Source organism: Sphingomonas corticis (assembly GCF_012035195.1).
In the GTDB taxonomy this organism is placed as follows: Bacteria; Pseudomonadota; Alphaproteobacteria; order Sphingomonadales; family Sphingomonadaceae; genus Sphingomonas; species Sphingomonas corticis.
On sequence record NZ_JAAVJH010000007.1, the window covers coordinates 45778 to 70393 of the forward strand.

35 protein-coding genes, 1 other RNA gene and 1 pseudogene are annotated in these 24616 nt (G+C 70.0%); 15 read left to right on the forward strand and 22 right to left on the reverse strand.

The genetic code is table 11. The annotated features are described in order from the left end of the window. The 5 genes and pseudogenes from HBH26_RS12635 to HBH26_RS12655 all read right to left on the reverse strand — a co-directional run bounded on the left by HBH26_RS12635 (position 1) and on the right by HBH26_RS12655 (position 4227). Complete coding sequence (locus tag HBH26_RS12635; RefSeq protein WP_239024771.1) at positions 1 to 2238, reverse strand: S9 family peptidase; 2238 nt, start codon at positions 2236 to 2238, stop codon at positions 1 to 3. A gap of 140 nt (positions 2239 to 2378) precedes the next feature. After that, positions 2379 to 2771, reverse strand: coding sequence for a 50S ribosomal protein L19 (rplS, locus tag HBH26_RS12640; RefSeq protein WP_168134991.1), 393 nt, complete (start codon positions 2769 to 2771; stop codon positions 2379 to 2381). A 13-nt stretch (positions 2772 to 2784) separates the two neighbouring features. Then, positions 2785 to 3503: pseudogene (gene trmD, locus HBH26_RS12645) on the reverse strand (tRNA (guanosine(37)-N1)-methyltransferase TrmD); the annotation flags it as partial. Then, entirely contained in the window at positions 3500 to 3874 is a 375-nt protein-coding gene (locus HBH26_RS12650; RefSeq protein WP_168134993.1) for a type II toxin-antitoxin system VapC family toxin, read from the reverse strand. The gene HBH26_RS12650 and the pseudogene trmD, both read right to left, overlap by 4 nt. Further along, the gene (locus HBH26_RS12655; protein WP_168134994.1) at positions 3871 to 4227 is read right to left on the reverse strand and encodes an AbrB/MazE/SpoVT family DNA-binding domain-containing protein; all 357 of its coding nucleotides are present in this window, start codon (positions 4225 to 4227) and stop codon (positions 3871 to 3873) included. The genes HBH26_RS12650 and HBH26_RS12655 overlap by 4 nt, the downstream gene beginning before the upstream one ends. A gap of 87 nt (positions 4228 to 4314) precedes the next feature. On the opposite strand from HBH26_RS12655, the gene HBH26_RS12660 reads away from it, so the two are divergent. Then, positions 4315 to 5226, forward strand: a complete 912-nt coding sequence (locus tag HBH26_RS12660; RefSeq protein WP_168134995.1) for an NAD(P)/FAD-dependent oxidoreductase — start codon at positions 4315 to 4317, stop codon at positions 5224 to 5226. Continuing rightward, on the forward strand, positions 5223 to 6269 hold the full coding sequence (locus HBH26_RS12665) for an NAD-binding protein (protein WP_168134996.1): 1047 nt from the start codon (positions 5223 to 5225) through the stop codon (positions 6267 to 6269). Before HBH26_RS12660 ends, HBH26_RS12665 begins: the two co-directional genes overlap by 4 nt. 29 nt (positions 6270 to 6298) lie before the next feature. Here the strand turns inward: HBH26_RS12665 and rimM are convergent, their stop codons facing one another. The 5 genes from rimM to HBH26_RS12685 all read right to left on the reverse strand — a co-directional run bounded on the left by rimM (position 6299) and on the right by HBH26_RS12685 (position 10013). Then, complete coding sequence (gene rimM / locus HBH26_RS12670; protein ID WP_338057357.1) at positions 6299 to 6775, reverse strand: ribosome maturation factor RimM; 477 nt, start codon at positions 6773 to 6775, stop codon at positions 6299 to 6301. 1 nt (position 6776) lies between these two features. Beyond that, positions 6777 to 6935, reverse strand: coding sequence for a hypothetical protein (locus HBH26_RS20755; RefSeq protein WP_239024772.1), 159 nt, complete (start codon positions 6933 to 6935; stop codon positions 6777 to 6779). A gap of 53 nt (positions 6936 to 6988) precedes the next feature. Beyond that, the gene (rpsP, locus tag HBH26_RS12675) at positions 6989 to 7405 is read right to left on the reverse strand and encodes a 30S ribosomal protein S16 (protein ID WP_168134998.1); all 417 of its coding nucleotides are present in this window, start codon (positions 7403 to 7405) and stop codon (positions 6989 to 6991) included. 119 nt (positions 7406 to 7524) lie between these two features. After that, positions 7525 to 9045: a signal recognition particle protein gene (gene ffh, locus HBH26_RS12680; RefSeq protein ID WP_168134999.1), complete on the reverse strand. Its 1521-nt coding sequence runs from the start codon at positions 9043 to 9045 to the stop codon at positions 7525 to 7527. Between the two features lie 395 nt (positions 9046 to 9440). Next, positions 9441 to 10013 carry a DUF924 family protein gene (locus HBH26_RS12685; RefSeq protein ID WP_168135000.1) on the reverse strand — a complete coding sequence of 191 codons (573 nt, stop codon included), beginning with the start codon at positions 10011 to 10013 and terminating at the stop codon, positions 9441 to 9443. Here HBH26_RS12685 and HBH26_RS12690 point away from each other — a divergent pair. From HBH26_RS12690 to HBH26_RS12700, 3 genes are all read left to right on the forward strand, one after another. After that, positions 10012 to 11271 carry a MiaB/RimO family radical SAM methylthiotransferase gene (locus HBH26_RS12690; RefSeq protein ID WP_168135001.1) on the forward strand — a complete coding sequence of 420 codons (1260 nt, stop codon included), beginning with the start codon at positions 10012 to 10014 and terminating at the stop codon, positions 11269 to 11271. The two genes, HBH26_RS12685 and HBH26_RS12690, sit on opposite strands and share 2 nt — an antisense overlap. After that, entirely contained in the window at positions 11268 to 12197 is a 930-nt protein-coding gene (gene ftsY, locus HBH26_RS12695) for a signal recognition particle-docking protein FtsY (protein ID WP_168135002.1), read from the forward strand. The genes HBH26_RS12690 and ftsY overlap by 4 nt, the downstream gene beginning before the upstream one ends. Positions 12198 to 12323: 126 nt before the next feature. Continuing rightward, positions 12324 to 13025, forward strand: a complete 702-nt coding sequence (locus tag HBH26_RS12700) for an inner membrane-spanning protein YciB (RefSeq protein WP_168135003.1) — start codon at positions 12324 to 12326, stop codon at positions 13023 to 13025. A 6-nt stretch (positions 13026 to 13031) separates the two neighbouring features. Here HBH26_RS12700 and HBH26_RS12705 read toward each other — a convergent pair whose 3' ends face one another. From HBH26_RS12705 to pspF, 3 genes are all read right to left on the reverse strand, one after another. Further along, positions 13032 to 13199 (reverse strand): hypothetical protein, encoded by a 168-nt coding sequence (locus tag HBH26_RS12705; protein ID WP_168135004.1) that lies wholly within the window; start codon positions 13197 to 13199, stop codon positions 13032 to 13034. 110 nt (positions 13200 to 13309) lie between these two features. Beyond that, entirely contained in the window at positions 13310 to 13915 is a 606-nt protein-coding gene (locus tag HBH26_RS12710; protein ID WP_168135005.1) for a superoxide dismutase, read from the reverse strand. Positions 13916 to 14011: 96 nt separating this feature from the next. Then, complete coding sequence (gene pspF, locus HBH26_RS12715; RefSeq protein ID WP_168135006.1) at positions 14012 to 15064, reverse strand: phage shock protein operon transcriptional activator; 1053 nt, start codon at positions 15062 to 15064, stop codon at positions 14012 to 14014. Between the two features lie 171 nt (positions 15065 to 15235). Between pspF and HBH26_RS21055 the strand changes: the two genes are divergently transcribed. The 10 genes from HBH26_RS21055 to HBH26_RS12760 all read left to right on the forward strand — a co-directional run bounded on the left by HBH26_RS21055 (position 15236) and on the right by HBH26_RS12760 (position 19012). Continuing rightward, positions 15236 to 15370 (forward strand): hypothetical protein, encoded by a 135-nt coding sequence (locus HBH26_RS21055; protein WP_275402966.1) that lies wholly within the window; start codon positions 15236 to 15238, stop codon positions 15368 to 15370. Positions 15371 to 15458: 88 nt separating this feature from the next. Further along, complete coding sequence (pspA, locus tag HBH26_RS12720) at positions 15459 to 16121, forward strand: phage shock protein PspA (RefSeq protein WP_168135007.1); 663 nt, start codon at positions 15459 to 15461, stop codon at positions 16119 to 16121. Positions 16122 to 16123: 2 nt separating this feature from the next. After that, entirely contained in the window at positions 16124 to 16444 is a 321-nt protein-coding gene (gene pspB / locus HBH26_RS12725) for an envelope stress response membrane protein PspB (protein WP_168135008.1), read from the forward strand. Next, positions 16444 to 16824 (forward strand): envelope stress response membrane protein PspC, encoded by a 381-nt coding sequence (gene pspC / locus HBH26_RS12730; RefSeq protein ID WP_168135009.1) that lies wholly within the window; start codon positions 16444 to 16446, stop codon positions 16822 to 16824. Before pspB ends, pspC begins: the two co-directional genes overlap by 1 nt. 123 nt (positions 16825 to 16947) lie before the next feature. Beyond that, positions 16948 to 17238 carry a hypothetical protein gene (locus tag HBH26_RS12735; RefSeq protein ID WP_168135010.1) on the forward strand — a complete coding sequence of 97 codons (291 nt, stop codon included), beginning with the start codon at positions 16948 to 16950 and terminating at the stop codon, positions 17236 to 17238. Between the two features lie 26 nt (positions 17239 to 17264). Further along, complete coding sequence (locus tag HBH26_RS12740) at positions 17265 to 17591, forward strand: hypothetical protein (protein ID WP_168135011.1); 327 nt, start codon at positions 17265 to 17267, stop codon at positions 17589 to 17591. A 12-nt stretch (positions 17592 to 17603) separates the two neighbouring features. Next, positions 17604 to 17900 carry a hypothetical protein gene (locus HBH26_RS12745; protein ID WP_168135012.1) on the forward strand — a complete coding sequence of 99 codons (297 nt, stop codon included), beginning with the start codon at positions 17604 to 17606 and terminating at the stop codon, positions 17898 to 17900. A gap of 23 nt (positions 17901 to 17923) precedes the next feature. Beyond that, complete coding sequence (locus HBH26_RS12750; protein WP_338057359.1) at positions 17924 to 18181, forward strand: hypothetical protein; 258 nt, start codon at positions 17924 to 17926, stop codon at positions 18179 to 18181. Positions 18182 to 18204: 23 nt separating this feature from the next. Continuing rightward, the gene (locus HBH26_RS12755; protein ID WP_168135013.1) at positions 18205 to 18450 is read left to right on the forward strand and encodes a hypothetical protein; all 246 of its coding nucleotides are present in this window, start codon (positions 18205 to 18207) and stop codon (positions 18448 to 18450) included. Between the two features lie 157 nt (positions 18451 to 18607). Further along, a complete protein-coding gene (locus HBH26_RS12760) occupies positions 18608 to 19012 on the forward strand; it encodes a SufE family protein (RefSeq protein WP_168135014.1) in 405 nt (134 codons plus the stop codon). Here the strand turns inward: HBH26_RS12760 and HBH26_RS12765 are convergent, their stop codons facing one another. The 9 genes from HBH26_RS12765 to HBH26_RS12805 form a co-directional block, all read right to left on the reverse strand. Beyond that, entirely contained in the window at positions 19013 to 19342 is a 330-nt protein-coding gene (locus HBH26_RS12765) for a (2Fe-2S) ferredoxin domain-containing protein (protein ID WP_168135015.1), read from the reverse strand. Further along, a complete protein-coding gene (locus tag HBH26_RS12770) occupies positions 19339 to 19890 on the reverse strand; it encodes a J domain-containing protein (RefSeq protein ID WP_168135016.1) in 552 nt (183 codons plus the stop codon). Before HBH26_RS12770 ends, HBH26_RS12765 begins: the two co-directional genes overlap by 4 nt. 71 nt (positions 19891 to 19961) lie before the next feature. Next, positions 19962 to 20340, reverse strand: an RNA gene (gene rnpB, locus HBH26_RS12775) — RNase P RNA component class A. Between the two features lie 43 nt (positions 20341 to 20383). Continuing rightward, a complete protein-coding gene (locus tag HBH26_RS12780; protein WP_168135017.1) occupies positions 20384 to 20719 on the reverse strand; it encodes a hypothetical protein in 336 nt (111 codons plus the stop codon). A 9-nt stretch (positions 20720 to 20728) separates the two neighbouring features. Beyond that, on the reverse strand, positions 20729 to 21418 hold the full coding sequence (locus HBH26_RS12785; RefSeq protein WP_168135018.1) for an N-acetylmuramoyl-L-alanine amidase: 690 nt from the start codon (positions 21416 to 21418) through the stop codon (positions 20729 to 20731). Continuing rightward, the gene (locus tag HBH26_RS12790; protein WP_338057360.1) at positions 21415 to 22323 is read right to left on the reverse strand and encodes a DMT family transporter; all 909 of its coding nucleotides are present in this window, start codon (positions 22321 to 22323) and stop codon (positions 21415 to 21417) included. Before HBH26_RS12790 ends, HBH26_RS12785 begins: the two co-directional genes overlap by 4 nt. A gap of 19 nt (positions 22324 to 22342) precedes the next feature. Beyond that, positions 22343 to 23206, reverse strand: coding sequence for a CheR family methyltransferase (locus tag HBH26_RS12795; protein WP_338057361.1), 864 nt, complete (start codon positions 23204 to 23206; stop codon positions 22343 to 22345). Then, positions 23203 to 24240, reverse strand: a complete 1038-nt coding sequence (locus HBH26_RS12800) for a chemotaxis protein CheB (RefSeq protein WP_168135019.1) — start codon at positions 24238 to 24240, stop codon at positions 23203 to 23205. The genes HBH26_RS12795 and HBH26_RS12800 overlap by 4 nt, the downstream gene beginning before the upstream one ends. A 6-nt stretch (positions 24241 to 24246) precedes the next feature. Then, on the reverse strand, positions 24247 to 24612 hold the full coding sequence (locus HBH26_RS12805) for a response regulator (RefSeq protein ID WP_168135020.1): 366 nt from the start codon (positions 24610 to 24612) through the stop codon (positions 24247 to 24249). Between the last annotated feature and the right edge of the window lie 4 nt (positions 24613 to 24616).

The following is a 24616-nucleotide window of genomic DNA, read 5'->3' on the forward strand; positions in this document are numbered from 1 at the left end:
TTAGTTTCTCGCCGCGGCGCCCGCAACCGCTCCCTCGCGCTTCACGTGACGCTCGAGGAAGTCGAGGATCGTGCGCCACAGGTGGACGCTGACGCCCGGCCCGCCGACACGGTGGGTCTGCCCGGGATAGAGCATCATCTCGAATGGCACGCCCTGCCGCTGCATCGCCGCCGCCATCTTCGTCGTGTTGTCGAGGAAGACGTTGTCGTCGGCCATGCCGTGGATGACGAGCAGCGGGTCGGCGATCTTCGCGGCGTCGACGATCGTGCCCGACGCGTCATAGGCATCCGCCACCTGCCGCGGGTCGCCCATGTAGCGTTCGGTGTAATGCGTGTCGTACAGCCGCCAGTCGGTGACGGGCGCGCCGGCGACGGCCGCGGCGTACACGCCGGGCGTCTTCTCCAGCATCTTGAGCGACAGATAGCCGCCGTAGGACCAGCCGTAGGTCGCCACCCTTCGCGCGTCGACGAACGGCAGCGACTTCAGGTATTGCGCCCCGGCCTGCTGGTCCGCCACCTCGACGGTTCCCATGGCGTGCCAAATCTGGTCCTCGAATGCCTTTCCGCGATTGTACGACCCGCGATTGTCGATGCGGAAGTAGATCCAGCCCTGCTGCACCAGATACTGCGCCAGCGCGCCCTGCCAGCCGCGCGTCACCATCTGCCCGGTGCCGGGGCCGCCGTAATGTTCGAAGAAGACGGGGTAACGCTTCCCCGGCTCGCGCACGGGCGAGATCATCTCCCAATACAGCGTCGTCCCGTCCTTCGCCTTCAGCGTGCCGAACTCGGGCGAGCGATGCGCGGCGAGATACGGCGCATAAGGGTGCGCGCCCGTCACCGCATTCTCGTTGATCCAGGCGACGCGCTTTCCGCTCGCGTCGGCCAGGTAGGTCTGCGCCGGCTGCGCGGAATTGGAGCGGGTGACGATGAAGCGCGTGCCCGTGCCGTCGCCCACCGCATTGTTCCACCAGCCGCGCTCCGTCAGCCGCGTCGTCGCGCCGGTCTTCAGGTCGACGGCGTAGAGATGCTGTTCCAGCACGTCGTCCTTGTTGCCGGTGACGAAGACGCGCCCGCCGGGCTCGTCCACCGCGACCAGGCCCTGCACCACCCACGGCCCCTTGGTCAGCTGGCTCCACGTGCCCGCCTTCCACCGCCACAGGTGCCCGAAGCCGTCGCGTTCCGACCGCCACAAGAAGCTGCCGTCCGCCATCCAGCGATAGGCGTCGGTCAGGTTGATCCAGCTCTTCGCGCCCGCCTTCTCCGTGAAGAGCAAGGTGGCCTTGCCGGTGGCAGGGTCGACGCGCAGCATGTCCAGCCGCGTCTGCGCGCGGTTCTGCCGCTGTACCAGCAGCGCGGAGCCGTCCGGCAGCCAGTCGACACGCGCGAGATAGATGTCCGTGTCCTGGCCAAGATCCACCTTCACCGGCTCGCGCCCGTCGAGCCCGGCGACATAGAGCGCGATCCGCACGTTGGGCGTGCCCGCCGCGGGATAGCGCTGCTCGTAGATCTTCGTGCCCGCGTCGCCGATGGCGGCGCGCACCGACACCTGCACGGGCGCCTCGTCGAAGCGCGCGACGGCGACGCGGGTCTCGTCGGGCGACCACCAATAGCCGGTGCGACGATCCATTTCCTCCTGCGCGACGAACTCGGCCTCGCCCCAGTGGACGGTGCCGCCACCGTCCCGCGACAGCGCGCGCGGGGCGCCACCGGCCAGCGGCTGGACGAACAGGTTCTGGTCGCGCACGAAGCTGACGAAGCGGCCGCGCGGGCTGATCGCCGGGTTCAGCGCGTCCTTGGTCCCCTCGATCCGCCGCGCGCCGCCGTCGCGCTGCGCCAGGTAGAGGTCGCCGTCGATCGGCACCAGCAGGGTGCGTCCGTCCGGCGACCAGTCGTAGGTGAGGATCCCGGTCTTGCCGGTCAGCGAGCGGTCGCGCTCGCGCTGCATCTTCTCCGCTTCGGACAGCGCGGCGCCGCTGCCGACCTTCTTCGAATCGACCAGCATCCGCGACTGGCCCGTGCGCGTGTCGAGCGCCCACAGGTCGAACCGCTCCTTCTCGTCCGTTCGGGGGCGGACCGAGGTCAGCAAGGTGCCGTCGGGCGACAGCCGCAGCGCCTGCGGCTGCGGTCCGGCGAGGTCGGGGCTGGCGAAGACGCGCTCCAGCGTCAGCGGCGCGCGATCAGCCGCCACGGCCGGCACGTTCACGATCGCCGCCGCCATCACCACCGCCACTCGCCACATGAAACTCTCCCCGCTGGTGCGCGGCTTATCGGCAGATGCACGGGCGAGGTAAAGGGCCACGCGCGCCCACTCGCCGCATACGCGAAAGGGCGCGGACGGCATCCCGTCCGCGCCCCCTGGCATTGCCCAAGCCGGATCGCTTACTCGGCCGCGGCGACATCCTTCGCCGACCGCGTGTCGCGGCGCTCGGCGATGCGCGCCGACTTGCCGGTGCGGCCGCGCAGGTAGTACAGCTTCGCGCGACGCACCGCGCCCTTGCGGACCACGGTGATCGACTCGATGTTGGGCGAGTAGAGCGGGAAGACGCGCTCCACGCCCTCGCCGAAGCTGATCTTGCGGACGGTGAACGAGGAGCCCATGCCCTTGTTCGCGCGGGCGATGCACACGCCCTCGTAATTCTGCACGCGGGTACGCTCGCCCTCGACCACCTTCACGCCGACCTTCAGCGTGTCGCCGGGGCGGAACTCCGGAATGGCGCGGGCGCCGGTCAGCTTGGCGATCTGCTCGGCCTCGAGCTGCTGGATGATGTTCACTTACGAACGTCCTTCTTCGTCGCTGCGCGCCAGAGGGCGACCGACCCGAGCGCCGACGTGGCGCTCCCAAAGGTCCGGCCGCCGTAGCCGTGTATCGTCCTCCGCCCGTCGTTTCCGCCAGGCGGCGACCTTCGCATGATCCCCCGATCGCAGCACGTCAGGGATCGTGCGCCCTTCCCATTCATTAGGTCGGGTATAATGCGGATATTCGAGGAGGCCGCTCTCGAAGCTCTCCTCGTCCCCGCTGGAAGCGGCGCCCATTACGCCGGGAAGCAGCCGAACGCAAGCGTCCAGCAGCACCAGCGCCGCCATCTCTCCGCCGGAGAGGACGTAGTCGCCGATCGCGACTTCCTCGATCGCGCGCGCCTCGAACAACCGCTCGTCGAACCCCTCGAACCGGCCGCACAGGACGATCGCGCCCGGCCCGGCGGCGAGGTCGCGCACGCGCCGCTGCGTCAGCGGGCGCCCCCGCGGTGTCATCGCCAACACCGGCCGCCCGTCCGCGATGGCATCCAGCGCGCGCGCGACCACGTCGGCGCGCAGCACCATCCCCGCCCCGCCCCCCGCAGGCGTATCGTCGACGGTGCGGTGGCGGTCGGTGGCCGAATCGCGGATGTTGATCGCGTCGAGGGTCCACTTCGCTTCCGCCAGGGCGCGGCCGGCCAGGCTGTGGCCGAGCGGACCGGGAAACATGTCGGGGTAGAGCGTGAGGATGGTGGCGCGGAAGGTCATGCCATCCAGTTCTCGACGCGGAGGTCCGGAATGTCGGCGAAGTGGCGTGAGTTGTCGGTGACGACCACAAGATCGTGCGACAGCGCATGCGCCGCGATCAGGCGATCGTAACTCGCACGGCGGAACGGCAGCGTCGTATAGGCGAGCGCCGCCTTGTAGTCGAACGCCAGTACGGGGACCTCTTCCAGGAAGGACGCCAGCTGCTCCATGGCCGGCGGCTTCTCCCGAGCGGAACCGTAGGCCACTTCCGCGATGGCGACCGCGCTGGTCACGATCTCATCCTCGTCGCACCGGGCGGCCCGCGCGACGACGCCCGGATGAGTGTTCATCACCAGCGCGATGATGATGTTGCTGTCCAGCAGGTACTTCATTCGGCGTCTTGTTCCGACCAGCGCAACGGACGGTCATCGAAGGAGCGATCGTCATCCGCGATCGGCTGAAGGCTCGTGGCGGAACCGCACACCTTGGCCACGTTGAACTTGCGCTTCGGACGCTCCACCGGTTCCAGCGTCAGCATGTGGCCATCCTCGACGTCCAGCTCCATTTCCATGCCAGCACGCAGATCGAGCCCCGCGGGTAATCGCACCGCGAGCGAGTTGCCGGATTTGAAGACCTTCACGCGATAGTGCTTCCGGTCCCGTACCCGCAACCAGGGCATCGATCCGACCACACGATCCCATCCTGCCTTGCGCCGGTGTTCATCGCTACGATCAGGGATGTCCATCCGAACCTCCGTATATACGGGCGGTATATACATGATGAGCAGGGATCCCTCAAGGGAACGCCGCCGGCCCCATCGTGTTGCGCGCCCATGGAAACCGACGACTGCATCATCATCGGCGCGGGGCCGGCGGGGTTGACCGCGGCGATCTATCTCGCGCGCTTCCACCTCTCGATCCGGCTGTTCGACTGCGGCTCCAGCCGCGCCGCGACGATCCCGTGCACGCACAACCATGCCGGGTACCCGGACGGCATCGCCGGTAAGGACCTGCTCGCGCTGATGCTGGCGCAGGCGGAACGCTACGGCGCGCGGCGCGAGGCGGTGGAGGTCACCGCCCTGGCGCGCGACGGCGACGACTTCGGCGTGCGCACCGATCATGGCGAGTGGCGCGCGCGCACCGTCCTGCTCGCCACCGGCGTCGTGAACCACCGGCCCGACATGGACGCCGCGCTGCACGACCGCGCACTGGCCGCCGGGCTGCTGCGCTATTGCCCCATCTGCGACGGCTATGAAGTGACCGACAAGCGCGTCGGCGTCGTCGGCACGGGCGATCACGGCATGCGCGAGGCGCTGTTCCTGCGCGGCTACACGCGCGACGTGACGCTGGTCTCCCCCGCCGCGGTCCACGACCTCGACGACGCCTGCGCACGCGCGCTCGATGCCGCCGGGATCGCGCGCGTCGAGGGGCCGTGCGGCGGCTTCGCGATCGAGGATGGCCGGCTGGCGCTGGATACCGCGGCGGGGCGGATGGCGTTCGACAGCGTCTACCCCGCGCTGGGCTCGCGCATCCGCTCCGAGCTCGCCGTCGCCGCCGGCGCGCGGGCGACGGCGGAAGGCTGCCTGGAGGTGGACGACCACCAGCGGACGTCTATACCGGGGCTGTTCGCGGCGGGGGACGTGGTGAAGGGGCTCGATCAGATCAGCCATGCGATGGGCGAGGCCGGCGTCGCCGCCACCACCATCCGCAACACGCTCGCCGACCGCGCACCGCTGCGGCGGTGAGGCGCACGCGCCCTCGCCGCCGCGCGGCCCGCGCCGGCGATCGGCTGCGGCTGCACCGGCGGGCGGGCATCCCGGTGTGGGTGGCGCTGCTGTGGCGCGCCGTGCTGGTCTTCGTCCTGATCGGCATCGCGCTGGCGGTGCATTGGTTCGACCGCGATGGCCTGCGCGACAATGTCGATGGCCATATCAGCTTCGTCGACGTGCTGTACTTCACCATGATCACGGTGACGACGGTCGGCTACGGCGACATCATCCCGGTGACGCCGCAGGCGCGGCTGTTCGACACCTTCGTCGTCACGCCGATCCGGCTGTTCGTGTGGCTGATCTTCCTCGGCACCGCGTACGATTTCCTGCTGAAGCGCATTTGGGAGAAGTGGCGCATGTCTCTGATCCAGGACCGGCTGCAAGACCACGTGGTCGTCGCCGGGTTCGGCCGCAGCGGCGCGGGCGCGGTGAAGGAGCTGATCCGTCGCGGCGCGGACCCCGCCTGCATCGTCGCGATCGACCTGAACGAGGACGACCTGCGCGAGGCGGAGGAGCTGGGCGTGGCGGTCCTCGCGGCCGACGCCACGCGCGACGCCACGCTGGAGGCGGTGAAGGCGCCGCGGGCGCGTGCCATCATCGTCGCGGCCGGTCGCGACGACACGTCGATCCTGATCGTGCTGACGGCGCGCCGCATGGCTCCGCACGTGCCGATCAGCGTCAGCATCCGATCGCACGACAACGAGCCGCTGGCGCACCAGGCGGGCGCCGACACCGTCATCAATCCGACCAGCTTCGCCGGGCTGCTGCTGGCGGGATCGACCCATGGTCCGGCGATCGCCGACTATCTCGCCGACCTGGCCGCCGCCAGCGGCCGGGTGGCGCTGCGCGAGCGGGAGGTGACGCCGGACGAGGTGGGTCGGCCGCTGTCCGGCATCGCCACCGGCAAGGGCCTGCGCGTGCAGCGCGGCGACCACGTCTACGGGTTCTGGGATGACGAGGCGGAGCGCCTCGCGCCCGGCGACCGGGTGGTGGAGGTGGTGCGCGGCCAGCCGGACTGACCGCCCCATCCATCACTCCCCGACGCCCGTCACTCTTCGACGAACGCCGCCTCCACGGTCAGCCGCCCGTCGCCCCAGTCCGGCACCGCGTGCATGGGCACCATCACGCGCTTGCCCGCCCGTCCATCGACCGGAGCGCGCTCGATCTCGACCACATCGCCGGCGCCGAAGTTCTCGACCGCGACAACGGTGCCGACCGCCTCGCCCGTCGTACTGACGGCGGCGAGGCCGATCAGGTCGGCATGGTAATATTCGCCCTCGTCGAGGGGGGGCAGCGCCTCGCGCGGTACCCACAGCAGGGTGCCGCGCAGGCCCTCCGCCGCGGACCGGTCGCGCACTTCGGCGAGGCGCGCGATCGTGCCGTCGCGCAGGCCGGCGAGCGTCAGCGCCCCGCCGTTGAGCACGCGGTGCGCGCCCAAGTCGTCGGCGAACACCTTCAGCCGCACCTCGCCGCCGACGCCGTGCGCGCCGGTCACCGCGGCGAGCACCGCGGCGCCGGCCGGCACGTCAGGCGTCGGGCGAGCCCGGTCCGCCGGCGGGGGCGTCGTCGCTCCCTTCGGCGGGTTCCTGGGTCGAGACCCCGCGGTTGTCGGCGGGGGGCTGGGTGGCGTCCTCGTCGTCATCGGGTGCGGTGCGGGGATCGGGATCAGGTACCATGGCGGTCATCGTGCGCTCCTTCACGTAAGCGAAGGGCAACGCACGATGGCCGCTCCGGTGCCTTACTCCGCGGTCTCGGTCGCGGGAGCCTCGGCCTCGGCTGCCGGCGCGTTCGCCGCCTCGGCCTCGGCCTCCTGCTGCGCCTTCAGCTTCTCGGCACGCTCCTCGGCGCGCTCCTTGGCCTTCTCGCCCGGCTCGGCCTTCTGCGGGTTGTTGCGCGCGGCGCGCTCCTTCACCCCGGCCTTGTCGAGGAAGCGGGCGACGCGATCCGTCGGCTGCGCACCCACGCTCAGCCAGTGCGACGCGCGCTCCGAATCCAGCACCACGCGCTTCTCGTCTTCCTTGCCCAGCAGCGGGTTGTAGCTGCCGATCCGCTCGATGAACTTGCCGTCGCGGGGGGAACGCGCGTCGGCGACGACGATGCGGTAATAGGGACGCTTCTTCGAGCCGCCACGCGACAGGCGAATGCTGAGTGCCATGGGTAACTTCCTTGCCTTCAATCCGTCGCCCCTGCGGAGGCAGGGGCCCATCTCTGCTTCAACGATCGGCGCCGCCCGTGGATGGGAGACATGGGCCCCTGCCTCCGCAGGGGCGACGATCACTTCTTGAACTTGAACCCCGGCGGACCGGGCAGGCCCGGCATCCCGCCGGGCAATCCCGGCATCCCGCCCAGGGAGCCGCCCGGCGCCGCCTTGCCCAGCATGTCGCCCAGTTCCGGCCCGCCCAGCGCGTTGCCGAGCCCGGCCATGCCGCCGCCCTTGCCCAGCATCGCCATCATGCCCTTCAACCCGCCCATCTTCTTGATCTTCTTCATGGCGGTGGACATTTCGAGGTGCATCTTCATCAGCTTGTTCACGTCCTGCACGGTCGTGCCGCTGCCCTTGGCGATGCGGATCTTGCGCTTGGCGTTGATGAGCTCAGGCTTGGCGCGCTCCTTGGGCGTCATCGACGTAATCATGGCGTCCATGCGCAGCAGGATCTTCTCGTCCACCGCGCCCGACGCCATCGCCGCCTGCGCCTTCTTCATGCCCGGGATCATGCCGGCGAGCGCGCCCAGCCCGCCCATGCGGCGCATCTGCCCCAGCTGCGCGCGCAGGTCGTTCATGTCGAACTTCCCCTGCGCCAGGCGGGAGGCCATGCGCTCGGCATCCTCCTGCTGGATCGCCTCGGCCGCCTTCTCCACCAGGCTGACGACGTCGCCCATGCCCAGGATGCGGCCGGCGACGCGGCTCGGCTGAAACGCCTCCAGCGCGTCCAGCTTCTCGCCGACGCCCGCGAACTTGATCGGCTTGCCGGTGACGGCGCGCATCGACAGCGCGGCACCGCCGCGTGCGTCGCCGTCCATCCGCGTCAGCACGACGCCGGTCAGCGGCACCTGTTCGGAGAAATTGGTGGCGACGTTGACCGCGTCCTGCCCGGTCAGCGCGTCGACGACCAGCAGGATCTCCTGCGGCCGCGCCACGTCGGCCACGGCGCGCATCTCGTCCATCAGCGCGCTGTCGACGTGCAGCCGGCCCGCGGTGTCGAGCATCAGCACGTCGAAGCCCTGCAGCTTCGCGGCCTGCACTGCGCGCCGCGCGATATCGACCGGCTGCTGGCCGGCGACGATCGGCAGCGTCGCGACCTCCACCTGGGTGCCCAGCGTCGCCAGCTGCTCCTGCGCGGCCGGGCGATTGACGTCGAGCGAGGCCATCAGCACGCGGCGCGGCTTCTCGCCGGTCATGCCGCCGCCCTTGGACAGGCGGCGTGCGATCTTCGCGGTGGTCGTCGTCTTGCCCGAGCCCTGTAGGCCGACCATCATCACGATCGCGGGCGGCGCCACGTCCAGCTGGAGCGTCGCGCCCTCGGCATCGTCGCCGCCCAGCATCTCGACCAGCGCGTCGTTGACGATCTTGACGACCTGCTGCCCGGGCGTGACCGAGCGCAGGACGTTCTGCCCGATCGCCTTCTCCGTCGCCTTCTCGACGAAGTCGCGCGCGACCGGCAGCGCGACGTCGGCCTCCAGCAGTGCGACGCGCACCTCGCGCATCGCCTGGCGCACGTCCGCCTCGGTCAGCGCGCCACGGCCACGCAACCGGTCGAACACACCGCCAAGACGATCGCTCAGGCTATCGAACATCCACAATCCTTCCCATCCGCCGCCGAACGCAAGAAACGCCGGCGGGCGAAACCTCGCCGGCCAGCGTGCACCACATGGGCGCTTGTCACATGCGTTCAACGGAGGAACGTCGGCGGTCGGTTAGCGGATCAGGCGCAATTGGGCAAGTGTGGGTTCACCCGAAGGCGCGAAGCCGCGAAGAAGAAGTGTTGTTCACGCGGAGGCGCGGAGACGCGGAGACGCGGAGGGGGTAGCGCTCGCGGGATCGTCTCGCGTCAGCGAGACAGAATCGTGTCGGCACGGCGTCATGGAGCCGCCGATGGCGGCTCGGGACATCACCGCGAGCGCGAATCTCCGCGTCTCCGCGCCTCCGCGTGAACCGCAACCCGTTCGCGTCTTCGCGGCTTCGCGTGCACCTACCAGCCCCCACCCGCATCGAGGTACGCCCGCTCCTCCGCCGTTGTCTCCCGCCCCAGCGCCGCGTTGCGCGACGGAAAGCGGCCGAAGCGCGCGAACACCTCGGCATGATCCACGGCGAACTTGCGGTTCTCCTCCTCGCCCAGCGCGGTGAACAGTTCCACGCTGCGCCGCTGCGACTCGGCATCCTCGCCATGCATCATGGGCATGTAGAGGAACACGCGCTCCTCGTTGGTCAGCCCCGCGTCCCACCCCTTCGCCAGCGCCTCCGCGGTCAGCCGCCGCGCCAGCGGGTCGGCCGCGAACGCCGCCGCCTGCCCGCGGAACAAGTTGCGCGAGAACTGGTCGAGCAGGATGATCGCGGCCAGCAGCGTGCGCGGATCGTCACGCCAGCCCGCGGCGCCGGTCGCGGCCACGCGGTCGCGCAGCGCGGCGAAGCGCTCGCCGATCTCGCGATCCAGCGCCGCGTCCTTCGCGAACCGCTGCTCCGTCGACAGGGCGAACCAGAAGTCCAGCACCTCACCCGCGGCGGAGTCGACTTCGCCCTCTGTCGTAACTAGATCGCCCGCCATGCCGTCGCTTCCCCAGCCCGAGGTGGTCACCCTCGGCTGCCGCCTCAACATCGCCGAGAGCGAAACGATCCGCGCGCTCGCCGCGGGGCGCGACGTGGCGGTGGTGAACGGCTGCGGGGTCACCAACCGCGCGGTGAAGGACACGCGCGCCGCCATCCGCCGGCTGCGTCGCGCGCGGCCTGCGGCGGAGCTGATCGTCACCGGCTGCGCGTCCGACATGGATCGCGCCGCCTTCGCCGCGATGCCCGAGGTGGACCGGATCGTCCCCAATGCGGCGAAGCTGCTGCCGTCGAGCTGGGGCCGCCCCGGCAACATGGCGCAGCCGCGCGCGCATACCCGCGGCTTCGTGGCGGTGCAGACCGGGTGCGACCATGCCTGCACCTTTTGCGCCATCCCCGCCGGGCGCGGTGCGAGCCGGTCGGAGCCGATCGCGCAGGCGGTGCCGCGCATCGCGGCGCTGGTGGAGGCGGGCGCGCGCGAGGTGGTGTTGAGCGGGGTCGACCTGACAAGCTTTCGCGACGGTGACGCGCCGCTCGCCGCGCTGGTGGAGGCGCTGTTGGCGCAGGTGCCCGCGCTGGAGCGGCTGCGCCTGTCATCGATCGATCCGGCCGAGGTCGACGATCGTTTGTTCGCGCTGCTGACGCAGGAGCCGCGCGTGATGCCGCACGTCCACCTCTCGCTCCAGGCGGGGGACGACCTGATCCTGAAGCGAATGAAACGCCGCCACTCGCGCGCCGATGCGGTGCGGCTGGTCGCGCGGCTGAAGGCGGCGCGAGCGGACATCGCCATCGGCGCGGACCTGATCGCGGGCTTTCCGACCGAAAGCGAGGCGATGTTCGCCGAGACGCTGGCCGCGGTGGACACGTGCGACATCGTCCACGCCCACGTCTTTCCCTATTCCCCGCGCGCCGGCACCCCCGCCGCCCGGATGCCGCAGGTCGCGCCGCTGGTGGCGAAGGAGCGGGCCGAGCGGCTGCGGGACGCATCGGCCCGTCGCAAGGCGGCGTGGCTGGTGGGGCTGGTCGGCACGCGGCAGGCGGTGCTGATCGAGAAGCCCGGCGACCGCGGCCACGCGCCGGGGTTCGCGGAGGTGCGCTTCGACCGCGAGCCTTTTCCCGTCGTTCGCCCTGAGCGCCATCGAAGCCCGGGCGCCCCGGCTGCCCTTCGACTGCGCTCAGGGCGAGCGGAGGTCGGGGAGCTGATGACGCTCCACATCACCGCCGCCACCGACACCCATCTCATCGGACACGCATCATGAGCAACAGCTGGCACGAGAAGCTGCTCGGCGGCTTCCGCCGCACCTCCGACCGCCTGGTCGGCAACCTCGCCGGGCTGGGCGGCGCGCGGCTCGACGAGGGCACGCTGGACGAGATCGAGGAGGCGCTGATCGCGTCGGACCTGGGGCCGGAGACCGCCGGCCGCGTCCGCCATCGCCTGTCCGAGGGCACGTTCGAGCGCGACATGGAGGAGCTGGGCATCCGCCTGGTCGTCGCCGAGGAAGTGGAGTCGGTGCTGGCGCAGGTCGCGCGGCCGATCGAGATCGACGCCTTTCCGCGCCCGCAGGTGATCCTGGTCATCGGCGTCAACGGATCGGGCAAGACCACGACCATCGCCAAGCTGGCGCACCTGTTCCTCGAACAGGATTACGCCGTCATGCTGGCCGCCGGCGACACCTTCCGCGCCGCCGCGATCGGCCAGCTGAAGACCTGGGCGGAGCGGATCGGCGTGCCCATCGTCACCGGGCCGGAGGGCGGCGACGCGGCGGGCATCGTCTGGGATGCGGTGAAGCAGGCGACCGCGATCGGCACGGACGTGCTGATCGTCGACACCGCCGGACGATTGCAGAACAAGCGCGAGTTGATGGACGAACTGGCGAAGATCCGCCGCGTGCTCGGCCGGCTGAACCCCGCCGCGCCGCACGACGTGCTGCTGGTGCTGGATGCCACCACGGGGCAGAACGCGCTGTCGCAGATCGAGGTGTTCAAGGAGGTGGCAGGCGTCACCGGCCTCGTCATGACCAAGCTGGACGGCACGGCGCGCGGCGGCGTGCTGGTCGCGGCGGCGGAACGCTACGCACTGCCGATCCACGCGATCGGCGTCGGCGAGCAGATGGGCGACCTGCGCCCCTTCGATGCGCGCGAGGTCAGCCGGATCATCGCCGGCGTGGATACGGAGCGGAAGTAGGGCGCTGCCGTCCACCCCGGCGCCCACGGAGGTCCAGTTGCGGGAGCTTGCCGCATCTCGCGCTGACACCGATACTGGACCCGGCGTGCGCCGGGATGGAAGAACAATGCTTGAGAACGATCGCGCATGACGACCACCACCAAACACGACGGCCGCACCCGCGCCCTGGTCGACTACGGCCCGCTGGCGCTGTTCTTCGCCGTCAATTTCCTGCTGCCGGCGGAGATGGCGCGCCGGATCGTCGATGCCCTCACCTCCACCCTGTCGGGCATGGGTCGGCTGGAGGCGCTGCTGATGGCGCGGGTGATCGTCGCCACCGCCGTTTTCGTCCTGGCGAGCGGCGTGGCGATCGTCGTCGCCCGCGCGAAGCTGGATCGCGTGCCGCCGATGCTGCTGATCTCTGCCGGGCTGGTGATCGTCTTCGGCGGGCTGACCATGTATTTCCGCGATCCCCGCTTCATCCAGATGAAGCCGACGATCGTCTACGTGCTGATGTCCGCCACGCTCGCCTTCGGCCTGGCGACCGGGCGCCCGCTGCTGGAGCAGCTGCTTGGCACGGTCTATCCGGGGCTGTCCCCTGCCGGCTGGTGCAAGCTGACGGTGAACTGGGCCGCGTTCTTCGCGATCATGGCGGTGTTGAACGAGGCGGTGTGGCGCGGCGGGGCGGCGGCGTTCGGCGAGACGAAGGGCTGGGATCTGTGGGCGATCTACAAGGTATGGGTGGTCATCCCCGCCACCTTTCTCTTCGCCGTCGCGAACGTGCCGATGCTGATGCGGCATGGACTGAAGCTGGGTGACGACACGCCGCAGGTGCCGCCGGAGGGGTGATCCCCCTCAGTCCTCCCGACGTTCTTCCCCGTTGTCCTTCGCGGACCCGTCCTTCTCCTGCACCCCGGCGAGGATGTTGCCCGAGCCCGTGGCATCGCCGCCACCCTGCGCACCGCCAACCGTGTTGTCGGTATCGGCTGGCGGCCCATCCGCCTTGTTGCTGTCGTCGGCCACGCTCTTTCTCCTCGATCCGGGTTCAAGCGACGACAACGAGCGGCGCGCCATGCCGGGCGCAAGAAAATGGGGCCCGGTCTCCCAGGCCCCTCTCGCATCGGTCGGTCGGGTCAGGCCGCGTCGAAGCGGCGGCCGGCCTCGTCCCAGTTCACCACGTCCCACCACGCCTTCAGATAGCCGGGGCGGTCGTTCTTGTACGTCAGGTAATAGGCGTGTTCCCACACGTCGTTGCCCAGGATCGGCGTGCCCTTGTCCTTGGCGTCGTCCATCAGCGGATTGTCCTGGTTGGGCGTCGACGTCACCTTCAACGCGCCCGACGCATCCTTGATGACCCACGCCCAGCCCGAGCCGAACTGGCTCGCGCCCTTGGTGTTGAAATCCTCCTTCAGCTTGTCGAGCCCGCCATAGGCGTCGATCGCCTCCTTCAGGGCGCCGGACGGCTGGGTGGACCCCTTCGGCCCCATGATCTTCCAGAAGAAATCGTGGTTCCAATAGCCGCCGCCGTTGTTGCGGACGAGCGCAGGAAGCGAGGAGATCTGACCGAGGATCTCCTCGATCGACTTGCCCTCCAGCTTCGGATCGGCGGCGACGCCCTCGTTCAGCTTGGCGGTGTAGGCGGCGTGATGCTTGTCGTGGTGGAAGGTCATCGTCTCCTTGGAGATGACCGGCTCCAGCGCGTCGTAATCGTAAGGCAGCGGGGGCAGTTCGAACGCCATGGGATCCTCCGTTTTCGGGTTGATCGAGGTAACGCCGACCGCGCGTAATCGCTCCCGCCTCGTTACGCCACCGTTCCCGTCACGCCCCCGCTCCGGTCATGCCGTCGCGCCGATCAGGTCGTGGCGCCGCAGCGCGTGGCGCAACTGGTCGTAGGACAGGCCCAGCGCGTCGGCGGTGGCGCGCTGGTTGAAGCGGTTCTCCGCCAGCGCGGACGCCAGCAGCTCGCGCTCGAACCGGGCGACGCGCGCCTTGAAGTCGCTCGGCCCCTCCTCGCAAGCGACGACGGGCTCGTCGTCGCGATCCTCCTCCGCCAGCGGGGCGGTCGGGGCGGACGCGGCGACGCCCGCTCCCGTACCGGTGGGCGCCGACCGCGGTCGATAGGGCGACTGGAAGGGATCGAACTCGACCGCGTCGATCGCGCCGCCCTTCTCCCAGCGATAGACCGCGCGCTCGACGACGTTGCGCAGCTCGCGCACGTTGCCGGGCCAGCGATAGTCCTGCATCGATTGCGCCGCCGCAGGGCCGAAGCCGGGCCAGGCGTCCCACCCCATCTCCGCTGCCATGCGCCGACCGAAATGGTCCGCCAGCACCGCGATGTCGCTGCGCCGGGCGCGCAGCGGGGGCAGCGTGACCACCTCGAAGGACAGCCGGTCGAGCAGGTCGGCGCGGAACTCGTGCCGGTCGACCTTGTCGGGCAGATGCTCGTTCGTCGCCGCGACGATACGCACGTCGACTTGGATCGGGCGGGAGGCGCCGATGCGCGTGACCTCGCCATATTCCACCGCGCGCAGCAGCCGCTCCTGCGCCCCCATCGACAGCGTGCCCAGCTCGTCGAGGAACAGCGTGCCGCCGTCCGCCTCCTCGAACCGGCCCGCCCGCGCCTTGGTCGCGCCGGTGAAGGCGCCCGCCTCGTGCCCGAACAGCTCGGCCTCGATCAGCGTTTCCGGCAGCGCGGCGCAGTTCATGACGACCAGCGGCTGGTCCCAGCGCGGCGACAGATGGTGCAGCCGCTCCGCCACCAGCTCCTTGCCGGTACCGCGTTCGCCGATGACCAGCACCGGGCGGTCGAGCGCGGCGGCGCGACTCGCCCGCTCGAGTGCGTCGAGGAAGGCGCCGGATTGGCCGATGACCTGGGTCTTGCGCTGCATCGCCAATATCTGGCGCCATCCGCCAACCGATGGCAAGCGTTTATTCTTGTAATCGTACGCTCCGGGCCAAAAACCCCAGCTTTTCCGCCATTCTTCGAAATTGGCACGCCGGCTGCAAAGTCCTCGGCAACACCGCCAGACGGTGACCACAGGATCGAACGGAGACACGCCATGACCACCACCTTCACCAGCAAGATCGCCGCCGTCGCCCTCACCCTGCTCGCCAGCGCCACGCTGCTGCTCGGCACGGTCGGCCCGGCGACGCAGCTGGCCGATCGCACCCCCGCGGTTCAGGCGATCGCCTGATCCGCGAGCGACGGGGTGGGGGATCGACCCCTCCCCCGCCCCGTCGTAGAACGATAGAAAGGGCCCGCTTTTGGAGAGTTTCACGCAGATGGGCATTTTCTCCCGCACCCGCGACATCGTCGCCGCCAACATGGCCGAACTGCTCGACAAGGCGGACGACCCGGCGAAGACCGTGCGCATCATCATCATGGAAATGGAGGAGACGCTGGTCGAAGTCCGCGCCTCCGCCGCGCGGACGATCGCGGACCAGAAGGAAATGCGTCGCCACATCGCCAAGCTGGCCGAGCTGGAAGCGAGCTGGACGGAGAAGGCGGAGCTCGCCCTCTCCAAGGACCGCGAGGACCTGGCCAAGGCCGCGCTGATCGAGCGGGGCAAGGCCGCCGAGATGGGCACGCAGTTGCGCGAGGAAGTGGCGGTTCTGGACGACGCGCTGCGCGGGTCCGAGGAGGATATCGCCAAGCTGCAGAACAAGCTGCGCGAGGCCCGCGCGAAGCAGAACGCCATCGCCACGCGGATGGAGAGCGCGAACACCAAGGCCCGCCTGCGCGAGATGTGGAACGGCCCGCGCACCCACGACGCCTTCAGCCGGTTCGAGGCCCTGGAGCGCCGCGCCGACGAGGCGGAAGGCCGCGCCGAGGCGATGGGTCTCGCGCCGAAGAGTCTGGAGGACGAATTCAACGAGCTGCGCTCCGCCGACAAGATCGATGCCGAGCTGGAAGCGCTGCGCGCGCGCATGAAGAAGGATCAGTGAGCATGGAGGATGTTTTCGTACCGCTGATCGCCATCGTCTCCATCTTCATCGGCTTGCCGTGGCTGATCTTCCACTACGTCACCAAGTGGAAGACCGCACCGAAGATGACCAGCGAGGACGAGCGGCTGCTGGACGAGATGTACAATCTGGCCCGCCGGCTGGAGGAGCGGGTGAACACGGTGGAGCGCATCGTCGCCGCCGACAATCCCGACTTCCGCCCCGGCATCGCCGACTACCGGCAGCAGCCCGACTATCGTCTCGAAGATCCGCAGGGCGCGCGGCGCCCCTACCTCGACCGCCCGCTTTCCGACAGGAGGAACTGATGTCCGGCAGCCGTACCAAGTTCTACCTCGACAAGCAGAACGCCAAGTGGAAGGGCGTCTGCGCCGGAATCGCCGACTATACCGGGATCGAAGTCATCTGGGTTCGCATCGCGATGATCCTGCTGACGCTGGCCGGCGGGTTCCCGTGGACGCTGGTCGCCTATGCGCTGATCGCCTGGATGGCGGAAGCCAAGCCGATCGACCTGTACCAGGACCGCGAGGACCAGAAGTTCTGGCAGGGCGTGCGCTCCAACCCGACGCGCTCCACCGCCGAGGTGCGCAGCAAGTTCCGCGAGCTGGACCGTCGCCTCGCCGACATCGAGCTGCACTATACGAGCCGCAACACCGCGCTCGCCAACGAGATCGAGAGCCTGCGCTGAGCGGCGCAGTCGGTCGGAACGCAAGCACCATGCTCCGTTCGGGCCGAGCGAAGTCGAAGCCTAAGCACCTGCCCTTCGACTTCGCTCAGGGCGAACGGAGGTCGGAAGAAAGGGTCACTACCGATGCACGGTCCCAATTTCGTGATCGCGATCATCGCCATCTGCATGACCGCATGGATCATCAACAACTTCATCCGCGCCCGGCACGGCTATCCGATCAGCGACGATTGGGGCCGCAACCTGAAGAAGGACGATGCGGAGCACGACCGCCACGTCCGGCTGCTGTCCAGCGAGAACGAGCGGCTGTCCGGCCAGGTCAGCCGCCTGGAGGAGCGGATCGCGGTGCTGGAGCGGATCGCCACCGATCCCGCCACGCGCACTGCCCGAGAGATCGACGCGCTGCGCGATCGCTGACGAAAAGAAAAAAGGGGAGCAACGACATGGAACCCGGCGTCTTCGAACTTCTCCGCTTCATCCTGCCGATCGCCGCGCTGATCGTGGCGATGGGCGTGGGCGGATCGGTGTTCAGCACCTGGCTGCGCATCCGCAACGGCTACCCGCTGGAGAACAGCTGGGGCAAGGCGATCCACCCGCAGCGCAACGAGGAGCAGGCGCAGCGCATCACGCTGCTGAGCCAGGAGAATGCGCAGCTCCGCGCGGAGCTCGGCTCGGTCAAGGACCGGCTGCAGAACGTGGAGCGGATCGTCACCGACGGCTCGTTGCGCCTCAGCCACGAGATCGACGCGTTGCGCGGCCCGGCGAACTGAGGAGCACCAACGATGGAAAAGTCCACCTTCCTGCTGTTCTTCATGATCGTCGTGGGCCTGCCGGTGATCCTCGGCGTCGGCGGCGACATGTTCAAGCGCTGGCTCAAGCACAAGGAACGGATGGCCGAGGCCCTGAACGCCCAGACGGCGGAGAAGGCGGCGCAATATGCCGCGCATACCGAGCGGCTGGAGCAGCGGGTGCGCGTGCTGGAGCGGATCGCGACCGACAAGGGCGTGGCGCTGGCGGACGAGATCGAGAGCCTGCGCACCCTCCCCGCGGATAACGCGGCCACCCGGCCGCTCAACTGACGCCTTCGACAGGAGTAATCGACGTGCCGTGGTCCGTAGCCTTCATGGTGGTCATGATCGTGATGATCGTCACGATCGGGCGGGTAAGCCGCGAGAAGCATCGCGCGATCGGGCGCGCCGGCCATCCGCCCCAACCCGTCTTCGGCGCCGACAACCCGGCGCAGGGCGAGGAGATCAAGCAGCTGCGCGAGCGCATCCAGGTGCTCGAGCGCGTCATCACCGACCAACACGGCGGCAGCGCCGATCTGGAACGCCAGATCGAGCGGCTGCGCGACCGCTGACCCCGACGACAGGAGGCGATCCGATGTCCGATCCGAACGTCTATCTCACCACCGCGGTCGCGGCGCTCGCGGGTCTGGCGATGCTCACCTTCGCCGCGTTGAACGGCTGGCGCGGATGGCTTCAGCTCAAGCAGCAGCAGTTGCGGCTGGAAGGCGACCTGCACCACGCCGCCCCCGTCGCGCCCTCCGCCAGCGCGCGGATCGAGATCGCCGACCTGAAGGAGCGCATCCGCAAGCTGGAGGCGATCGCCAGCGGGGTGGACCTGTAGGCGAGACGTCACTCCGGGCCTGTCCCCGGGCCCACCGAGCCGCGCGTTCGCGGGCATTGCTCCAGCAGGTCGGTGGATGCCGGGACGAGCCCGGCATGACGAGGCAGGAAGTGGTGACGCTGGAGCCTCACCCTGCCCTCTGCTACCGCCCGCGGTCATGACGACCCTGGCCGACATCCGCGACGAATACGAGTTCCTCGAAGGCGACGACCGCTATCGCCTCCTCGTCGATCTAGGCCGCGGGCTGGAGCCGATGCCGGAGGCGCTGAAGACCGAGGCGACGCTGGTGCGCGGGTGCTCCGCGTCGGTGTGGGTGTATCCGACGATCCGCGACGACGGACGGCTCCACTTCCTCGCGGACAGCAATGCGCACATCACGAAGGGCATCATCGCGCTGGTGCTGCTGACCGTGCAGGACCGCACCGCCGCGCAGATCCTGGCGACCGATGTCGAGGCGGAACTCGCACCGTTCGCGCTGAAGGCGCAGCTCAGCTCCAATCGGACGCAGGGCATCCCCAACATGATCGCGCTGATCCGCGAAACGGCGGCGCGCTACGCCTGATTACGTCACGCCGGGATCGACGCGGCGTGACGAGAGGGAGCGCAGCGTCTCCGCCACCGCCTCGACGTTCGCGCCGGGCCGTACCAGACGCCAGCGTCCCGGCACCCTGGTGTCGACCAGCACCACCGCGTCGCGCGGACAGATGCCGAGGCAGCGGGTCTCGACCACGCCGATCGCAGCCTTGCGCCCCTTGCCGAAGCCAGGCTGGTCGCGCAGCGCCTTGGCCAGCGCGCGCTTGCCCTTCGCGCCGAAGCCGCCGTCGACCTTCTTCGAACATTTGCCGCAGACCAGCACCGCGCCCGACCATCGCGCCGCGACCGCATCCTTCACGCCGGATCGCTCCGCGGCTTCCACTGCCGCGCATCCTCGGCGGTGCGGATCACGTCCCACGCCGCCTGGATCGCGCGGAAACGGTCCGCCGCGGCGGCGTCGCCGGGGCGCACGTCGGGATGGTTCGCCTTGGCAAGGCGGCGCCACGCGATCTTCGCCTCGTCGAAGGTCGCGTCCGCCTCCAGCTCCAGCACCTCCAGCGCGCGCATCTCGTCCCGGCTGCGCGTACCGTCTCCGGGGCCCGCCCACGCCTGGTGACGCGACTGCGTGAAGCCCGACGCGTCGCGCCGCTCGTCCGCCTCGCGCTCCGCCGCCTCTTCCGCGGACAGGCCTTCGAAGTAGTTCCAGCCGCGGTTGTACTCGGCGGCGTGCGCCTGGCAGAAGTACCAGCGGTCGGGCGAGTTTGGCGACTTGGGCGCGGGACAGTCCCCGCGCTCGGTACAGCCGTGACGGTCGCACAGCCGCACCTTCACCGCCTCGCGCTCGGCGCCGTATGCGCGCCAGCGGGGAAAGCCCCAGTCGTTGGATCGGGTGGGTCGATGCGCCATGTGCCCTGCACATAGGGAAGCGTTGCCGCGCTGCAAACTCCCCCTCCCGCGCGCGGGGCGGAAGGGGAGCGGATGCCGGAAGGCCTGTAAGCCGGGTTCTGTCCACCGGCGCGAAGGCCGGATGGGCGACCATTCCTCTAGGCGCGCCGTTGCCGACGCGCTCAAGCGACCAACCCGGACGCCGGGTGGAAACACACCCATGCGGCGTCCCTATTCGGTCTTGCTCCCGGTGGGGTTTGCCGTGCCGCGACCGTTACCGGCCGCGCGGTGCGCTCTTGCCGCACCCTTTCACCCTTGCCTGGCCGAGGCCGTGGCGGTCTGCTCTCTGTGGCACTTTCCCTAACCGCGGCGCGAGGCCGCGGCCGGCGGGCGTTACCCGCCACCGTCGTTTCGTGGAGCCCGGACTTTCCTCGGCGTGACGAATCACGACGCGGCCGCCCGGCCTTCCGGCGAAGGCGGCTGTAGCGGGGAGCGGCGGCGAGCGGAAGGGCGGCTAGCGGATGCCGCGGCGGAGCGTCCGCGCGATCAGCCACAGGTGGAGGAGCTGGATCGCCACGAACAGAACGCCGGTGGCGATCAGGGCGGGAAGCACGAGATCCTCCTGCTCCGGTCGCGGCGCGACGTTGGCGGCGAGCACGACCTGGCTTCCCAGCACGATGCCGGCGAGCGCCGGGCAGAACGCCAGCGCGACCGGGCGCGGAGCGCTCCACGTCACCTCGCCCGTGAACCACCATTGCATGGGCAGCCGCGACTCGCCCGCGAGCCGGGCATTCGCGCGACAGGCAATGATGCCCATGATCGCGACGAAGACGGCGGCGACGACGGTCATGGCCGCGATCTAATCATCCCCCTGCGGTCGCGGCAAGAGCAGTGCCAGCAGGATCATTCGGCATTCCGCATCCATTTCGCCATCGATCATCTCGGGCCGGAAGCGCCGCTGAAAGGCCATAATCGCCGCCATCGGATCGGTCACGTCATAGCCGAACCGTTCCAGCGCCAGGCAGAAGGCCGCGTGTCCCCACATCGGATCCATCAGGTTCTTCGTCGGCCGCGGCAGCGCGAGGCGCAGGCGGGCGAGGCGTTGCCAGGGGAACAGCTCGCCGGGGTCGCGCTTGCGCGCGGGCGCCACGTCGGAATGGCCGACGACGTTACCGCGCGTGATCTCGTGCCGGTCCTTCACCTCCGCCACCAGCCGCACGACGGCGTCGACCTGCGCGTCGGGAAACGGGCGATAACCGTGCTCGTGGCCGGGATTCACGATCTCGATGCCGATGGACGCGCTGTTCACGTCCTCGCACTCGCGCCAGTGCGATCGGCCGGCGTGCCAGGCGCGCTTCTCCTCGTCGACCAGGCGATAGGTGGTGCCGTCCTCGTCGACGACATAGTGGCTCGACACCTCCGCCAGCGGATCGCGCAGCCGGTCGAGCGCGACCTGCGCGCTCTCCATGCCGGTATAGTGGAGCACGATCATCGTGACCGGCAGCGCGCGGTCGTTGAAATTGGGCGACGGCCAGTCGACGAACCTCATGCCGCCCGCCGCCCCGTGCCTTCCTGCGCCTTGGCCGTCCGTACCGTCACGATCGCCACCCCCAGCATCGCCACCGCGCCGCCCAGCAGCATGGGCCAGGTCGGCGGCGTGCCGAACCAATAGGCCGCGGCGAAGACGGATACCACCGGCGCCGCCAGCGTCAGCGGCGTCACCGTCGAGACCGGGTGCCGCTGCAGCAGCCACACCATCGCCCCCTGCCCCATCACCGTGCTGCCGATCGCGGAGAAGGCGATGGGGCCGAGGACCGACACCGGCAGCCGCGGCAGCGCGGCCAGCCCATGCGGCTCGAACACCGCCGCCACCGCGCCCATCACCAGCGTTCCCATCAAACCGACCCAGGCGTAGATGGTCAGCACGGGCACGCCGATCAGCCGCCGCTGGATCAGCGAGCAGATCGCCCAGATGAAGCTCGCCACCGCCGTCAGCGCCAGTCCCGGCCCCTCGCGCGCGGCGGCGGGATCGAAGGCGAGCAGGCCGACGCCGACGAAGGCGAGCAGGATGCCCATCATCCGCGGCCAGTGGATCCGCTCCCGCAGCACGACGATGGCGAGCAGCAGCGAGAAGGGCACGCCCAGCTGCCCGGCGATGGCCAGCGCACCGACATTGTCGGCGACGGCGAGGCTCAGGTTGATCGCGACGTAGAACAACCCGCCCGACAGGATGCCCAGCGCGATCAGCGCGCGCATCCGTCCCGGCACGATGCGCAGCGCCGCGGCGCAGACGAGGAACACGACCAGCTGGCGCAGCAGCCCCGCGGTCATCGGCGGCATCGCCTCCACCGCGGTCTTCACGGCGATGATGTTGAACCCCCACAACAGGTTCATCGCCAGCACGACCGCCAGGTCGCGCGCGCCGAAGGCGTGGGTGGGAGGGCGGTGGCTCACGCCTTCCCCGTTGGGGTGCTCAGGCGCGGCTGTAAACCCGTCGCGACGCGGCGGCGGCGCGGTCGACCCGCTCGTAGAAGCCGCGCGCGCGCATGCTGGGGACGAGGAGGTCCGACTGGCCGATCACTGTCTCCCCCGCGCCGAGGAGGAGCAGGCCGTCGGGCCGCAGCGCCTTGGCGAGCCGCGCCAGCACCTGCTCGCGCAGGTCGGGCGCGAGATAGAACAGGACGTTGCGGCACAGGATCAGGTCGAACCCGCCCCCCGGCATCGGGTCGGCGACCAGATTGTGGCGGTACCAGGCGATGGCGTCGGTCAGCTCGGTCGCCACGGTCCAGCGGTCGCCCTCCCCGGCGAACCAGCGCATCAGGCGGCGGATTGGCAGGCCGCGCTGCACCTCGAACTGCGAGTAGACGCCGGCGCGCGCGCGGGCGATGGCGCCGGCCGACACGTCGGTGGCGGTGATCTCCGGCATCGGCCCGCCCGCCTCGGCGAACAGCATGGCGAGCGACAGCGGCTCCTGCCCGGTGGCGCAGGCCGCGCTCCAGATGCGCGGGCGCCGCCCCGCGGTGGCGAGGCGCACCGCCTCCACCGCGCCCTCGATCACCCCCGCGTCGCGGAAGAAGGAGGTTTCCTGGTTCAGCAGCGCGTCGACCACCCGTTCCTCCAGCATGGTATCGCGCGTCTCCGTCAGTCGTGCGGCCAATTCGTCGGCGTGCGACAGCCCCATCCGCGCGAGCAGCGGGCGAATGGCGGTGTCGACGCGCCAGGCGCGATCCGCCGCCAGCCGCTGACCCGTGCGCGCCTCCAGCAGCCGCGCGAACGCCTGTCCGGCGCGATCCGGTCGGGCGCCGGGACGCGGCGGCAGGTGCATTGGCGCGCTCACGCGGCCGTTCCCGCCCAGGCCCCGATCTCCGCGGGCGACAGCACCGCATTGGCGAGCCCGGCGGCGGCGACCGCCCCCGGCATTCCCCACACGACCGAACTCTCGGCGTCCTGCACCACCACGGTGCCCCCCGCGGCGCGCACGGCGCGCGCGCCCTCCAGTCCGTCGCGGCCCATCCCGCTCAGCACGATCGCGAGCACGCGTGGGCCGTAGGCTGCGGCCAGACTGGCGAACATCGGATCGACGCTGGGCAGGTTGCCGGTGGGCGACGGCTCGCGCGACAGGCGCGTGGCGGCGGTGCCCTCGCCCAGCGACACCGTCACCATGTGCGAGTCGCCGGGCGCCACCAGCACGTGGCCGGGACGGACGCGAACGCGGTCCTGCGCCACCTCGCACGGGCGGCGCGCCGACAGCGCCACCTGCGCCGCGAAGAAGGGGGAGAAGGACGCGGGCAGATGCTGCGTAATGAGGATCGGCTGCGTCAGCGTCGCCGGGATCGCACCCAGCAAACCCGCCAGCGCGTGGATGCCGCCGGTGGAGGCGCCGATCGCGATCACGTCGAAGGTGGCGGCGGGCGCACGCGGGCGTGCGGCCGGCGCGCGGGCGTCCGCTCCCGGTGCCGTCAGAAGGTCGAGCCGCGCGATCAGGACGTCGCCGAAGCGCGAGGCGAAGGCGTTGGCGGCAGGCTTCACCAGCGTGTCCGCGGCGCCCAGCGCCAGCGCGCGCATCGTCACCGCGGCACCTTCCGCCGCCGAGCCGGAGACGACCAGCACGCGCGCGCCCTGTCCCGCGGCCAGCAGCGCGGGCAGCGCCTCGATCCCGCTGGTGCGCGGCAGTTCCAGGTCGAGCAGAACGACGTCGACCCGCTCGCGCGCCAGGAAGGCGAGCGCGGCGTCGGCGTCCGCCACCGCCGCGGCGATGGCGTAGCGCCCGCTGGCCGTGACGAAGCGGGCGAGCACGGCGCGTGCCACGGCCGAATCGTCGACGATCAGCACGCGCGGCGCCGGATCAGGCGTGGCGTGCAGCCGGCGCATGGGCGTTCAGGCGACGCCGACGATCTGCAACTTGCTCTGCAGCGTCTCGCGATCGAAGGGCTTCATCACATATTCGTCCGCACCCGCCTCGATCGCGGTGCGGATGTGCGCCATGCCGTTCTCCGTGGTGCAGAACACCACCTTGGGCCGGTGCGTCAGCGGCTCGGTGCCCAGCGCGCGCAGGAACTCGATCCCGCTCATCACCGGCATGTTCCAGTCGAGCAGGATGACGTCCGGCGTGCTGGCGCGGCATTGCGTCAGCGCGTCGCGACCGTCCACCGCCTCGCTGACGGTGAAGTCCAGCGTCTCGAGAATGTGGCGGGCGACCTTTCGGATCACCTTCGAATCATCGACGATCAGGCAGGTCTTCATGCGC